The following is a 3,725-nucleotide window of genomic DNA, read 5'->3' as shown; positions in this document are numbered from 1 at the left end:
TCGCCGCGCACGTCCGCGAGGACCCCGGCGTCCACTTCAACGCGGTCGTCCGCGCGACGGACCTCGCGCCCGGACAGGTCCAGTACCACGCCCGCCGGCTCGTCCGCGCGGGCGACCTCGCGGTCGAACGCGTCGCCGGGCGCACCCACTACTTCCCGCCCGAATACGGCGACTGGGAGCGCGGCGTCGTCGCGCTCGCGCGCCGCGAGACCGCCCGCGACGCGCTCTACTACCTCCTCGACGAGGGGCCGTCGCGGCCCGCCGACGTCGCCGACGGCGTCGGGGTCGCGCGCTCCACGCTCGAACACCACCTCGACGAACTCACCGACCGCGACGTCGTGGACAAGCGCCGCGACGAGCGCAACCGCGTGACGCTCGAGCTCGCGCGCCCAGAGGCGACCGCCCGCCTGCTCGCGGCCGTCAACCCCTCCGCGGCCGACAGGTTCGTCGACCGCTTCGAGCGCCTCCTCGACGACCTACTGGAGTGACCGGCCGCCGCCGGTGGCGCGGACGAGGCTCCCGAGCATCAGCAGCACGCTCGCCGAGAAGAACACGCCGCCGACGGGCGACGTCGGGTCCATGAACGCCCAGTACGCGGGCGTGGCTGCGGCGCCGAACACCACCGAGAGCACGCCGTAGAACGCCGGCGCACAGCAACAGCAGGCGGTCGCGCCGGTGGTCGCGACCATCCCGAGCGCGGACGCGCTGCCGCCGGCCGCCCGCTGCGCGCGGGCCTGCTGGACGAGCACACCGACGTTCGCCGCGACGAGGCCGCCGAGCAGCGCCATCAGCGTGAGCGTCCCGACGGAGACGAACCCCGCGACCGGGACCGACGGGAAGACGAACTCGACGGCGGGCCACGCCACGAGCGGGTCGGCGACCGGCAAGAAGAGCACGGTCGCGTCCGTCGGCGCGCCGCGCCCGGGTCGGGGTTGACCGTGACCGTGCCCGCGGAGAACGCGAAGAACACCGTGAACAGGCCGCCGGCGAGCGCGCTCGCGGCGAGCGGCCGGCGGTCGCGGCGGAGGCTCTGGAGGACGGCCCACGCGTCCCGCCGGACGACGTAGCCGACGGCGAAGACGACGGTCGCTACGAGCACGTAGCCGAGCGGGTGGTAGGTGCCGCCGTTCGGCAGCAGGATGGGGTAGACGACCCACGCCGCGAGCAGCAGGCCGAGCGCGGTGTACCGCGGGCGCTCGGGCCACCGCAGGCGGCCGACGACGAGGCTGCCGACCGCCATCGCGGCGCCGATGAGGAGGCTCGCCGTGGGGTAGACCGAGCGAATCTGTGGGCCGGTGTCGGCGACGACCTGTAACTCGACGAGGCCGACGAGGCCGAAGCCGCCGGCGAGCACGGCGGTGAACCCCGCGGCGGCGGCCGTGGTGCCGTCGACGCGGCCGCGGCGGAACGCGGCCAGCGTGCCGGCGGCGCCCGCGAGGCCGGCGAACGCGAGGACGAACAGCAGCCAGTGCGGGGTGCCGGCGTGCGTGGTGCCGGAGTGGGCGGCGGCCGGGCTCGCGAGCGCGGCGACCGCGACGAGGCTGCCGCCGGCGCGACCGGCGGCGCGGAGCGGGTGCATACTCGCCCCTCGGGAGCGGAGCGGCTTGCGGGTTGTGGTCCGCGCGTCGAATTCGACGGGCGCACCAGAACGGCTTTTCGCGTGACGCCGCTAGTCGCGGGTATGCTCCCGGACTCCCGCGGCGTGAGCCGCCGCGCGTTCCTCAAGTCCGCGGTCGCCATCGGCGGCGCGAGCGCGCTGGCCGCCTGCATGGACCGCGAGGACGCCGATATTCCCGCCGGCGTCGACGACCCGGCCGCGCTGCCCGAGCGCCAGCACGCGTGGAACGACGCCCTCTCGCGGGACGACGCGGGGAACGTCGTGCCGCCGCGCCACCACGCGCTCGTCCACCTCGACCTCGACGGCGAGCCGTCGGCCGCGGACCGCGAGACCGTCGAAGCCGCGCTCCGGACGCTCGAGCGCGCCTACGAGTGGTCGAACGACGGCGTGCTGTTCACGCTCGGCTACTCGCCGGCGTACTTCGAGCGCTTCGACGCCGCCCTGCCCGATTCCGTCCACCTCCCCGAGCCGCGCGCGCTCTCGGACCTCGAGGACCCGAAAATTGACGCCCCGGACGCCATCCTCCACCTCGCGAGCGACCACGCCAGCGCGGTCCTCGAAGCCGAGGAGGCGGTGCGCGGGAACCGCGACACCGCGAACGGCGTCGACGTGGAGGCCGCGCTCACGGACGCCTTCTCGGTCGCGGACCGGCGCTCCGGGTTCGTCGGCGACGGCCTCCCCGCAGAGCACCAGGACACGGACGGGGTCCCGGACTCCGAGCCCGTCCCCGACGACGCGCCGTTCTACATGGGCTTCGAGTCGGGGTTCGAGAAGAGCCAGGCGACCGAGGACCGCGTCACCATCGAGTCCGGGCCGTTCGCGGGCGGCACCACCCAGCACGCCTCCCACATCGACCTGAACCTCACGCAGTGGTACGAGCAGGACGACCGGGAGTCCAGAGTCGCGCAGATGTTCTGTCCCGCGCACGCCGACGGCGGCGTCGTCGAGGGTACGGGCGAGAACCTCGGGGACAGCCCCCAGCTCGAGGACTGCGGCGACCCGGTGGAGACGGGCAGCGAGCGCGGCGTCGTCGGGCACGCCCAGAAGTTCCAGCGCGTCCGCGAGGACGGCCGTCCCGTCATCCTCCGGCGGGACTTCGACTCGACGGACGGCGGCCACGCGGGCGTCCACTTCCTCGCGCTCCAGCGCGAGATCGCGGACTTCGAGCGCACCCGCGAGGCGATGAACGCCGACGACGTCAGCGGGGAGACGCCGGTCGGCCGCACGCAGAACAACGGCATCCGCCAGTACCTCTCGGTCACCCACCGCGGCAACTACCTGCTGCCGCCGCGGTCGCGGCGCGCGCTCCCCACCCCGGAGGGCGGCGATGCGTAGGAGCCGCCGCGCGTTCCTCGCGGCGACGGGCGCGAGCGGCCTCGCCGCGACCGCGGGCTGTCTGGGCTTCCTCGAGACCGAGCGCGCGACCCGCGAGCCGCCGCTCCCCGAGAACCGTCCGGACGCCGCCTACGTCCCCTCGCACGTCGAAGGCATGGAGATGGCGGGGATGCAGACGCGGGGCCGGTACGGCTGCGCGCTGTCGTACACGTTCCCGCACCGCTTCTGGCTGGTGCGCGGGAGCGACACCGACCGCGTGAACGTCCGCGGCGAGGACGACGTCCACCTGATGGCGTCGGTCTGGGACGCCGAGTCGGGGCTGGTGCTGCCGGAGGCGAACGTGACCATCGAACACACCGGCCCGGAGAGCGAGACGTCGTCGCTGACGCCGTGGCAGATGCTCTCCCAGCAGATGGGCGTCCACCACGGCGACAACGTCGAACTCGGCCCGGAGGGCAACTACGACGTGACCGTCAGCGTCGTCCCGCCGACGACGCGCCGGTCGAGCGCCGAGTCGGCCTCGACCGACCGCGTGGAGTTCGACTTCTCGTTCACGTTCGACCGCGCGACCCTCGACGACCTCCCGTTCGAGGACATCCCCGCGGACCGCGAGGGCTCCGAGGGCGCTGTCGACCCGATGGACATGCAGAGCGCGACCCTCTCGCAGGCGCCGAGCGCCGAGGAATTCCCGATTTCGGTGCGCGGCACGGGCGAGACGGGCGGCGCCGAACTCGTGGTCGCCACGACCGGGGAGTTCGGCGACCTCGCGGGC

General features: G+C 74.3%; 5 protein-coding genes. 3 read left to right on the top strand and 2 right to left on the bottom strand.

The window, feature by feature from the left end; genetic code table 11:
- Positions 1–488: ArsR family transcriptional regulator (locus GJ634_RS14510; protein ID WP_157503561.1), on the top strand; the 488-nt coding region annotated here is incomplete at its 5' end.
- Here GJ634_RS14510 and GJ634_RS16290 read toward each other — a convergent pair.
- Together GJ634_RS16290 and GJ634_RS14505 are read right to left on the bottom strand one after the other, a co-directional pair.
- Entirely contained in the window at positions 477–788 is a 312-nt protein-coding gene (locus GJ634_RS16290; RefSeq protein ID WP_231737060.1) for a hypothetical protein, read from the bottom strand. The two genes, GJ634_RS14510 and GJ634_RS16290, sit on opposite strands and share 12 nt — an antisense overlap.
- Positions 788–1,579 carry a hypothetical protein gene (locus GJ634_RS14505; protein ID WP_231737059.1) on the bottom strand — a complete coding sequence of 264 codons (792 nt, stop codon included), beginning with the start codon at positions 1,577–1,579 and terminating at the stop codon, positions 788–790. Before GJ634_RS14505 ends, GJ634_RS16290 begins: the two co-directional genes overlap by 1 nt.
- A gap of 102 nt (positions 1,580–1,681) precedes the next feature.
- Here GJ634_RS14505 and GJ634_RS14500 point away from each other — a divergent pair, with 102 nt between their 5' ends.
- Together GJ634_RS14500 and GJ634_RS14495 are read left to right on the top strand one after the other, a co-directional pair.
- Positions 1,682–2,953, top strand: coding sequence for a Tat pathway signal protein (locus GJ634_RS14500; protein WP_157503560.1), 1,272 nt, complete (start codon positions 1,682–1,684; stop codon positions 2,951–2,953).
- Positions 2,946–3,725, top strand: a 780-nt coding sequence (locus tag GJ634_RS14495; RefSeq protein WP_157503559.1) for an iron transporter, incomplete at its 3' end; no start/stop codon positions are given. The genes GJ634_RS14500 and GJ634_RS14495, both read left to right, overlap by 8 nt.

It is taken from the genome of Halobacterium sp. CBA1126, from assembly GCF_009741975.1.
GTDB lineage: Archaea > Halobacteriota > Halobacteria > Halobacteriales > Halobacteriaceae > Halobacterium.
This window is presented reverse-complemented; position numbering and strand designations above follow the sequence as displayed.

What these genes read in the sequence shown, in the direction of transcription:
- GJ634_RS16290 (WP_231737060.1), bottom strand. Translation starts at nt 788, where the DNA reads ATGGCGCTGCTCGGCGGCCTCGTCGCGGCGAACGTCGGTGTGCTCGTC.
- GJ634_RS14505 (WP_231737059.1), bottom strand. Translation starts at nt 1,579, where the DNA reads ATGCACCCGCTCCGCGCCGCCGGTCGCGCCGGCGGCAGCCTCGTCGCG.
- GJ634_RS14500 (WP_157503560.1), top strand. Translation starts at nt 1,682, where the DNA reads ATGCTCCCGGACTCCCGCGGCGTGAGCCGCCGCGCGTTCCTCAAGTCC.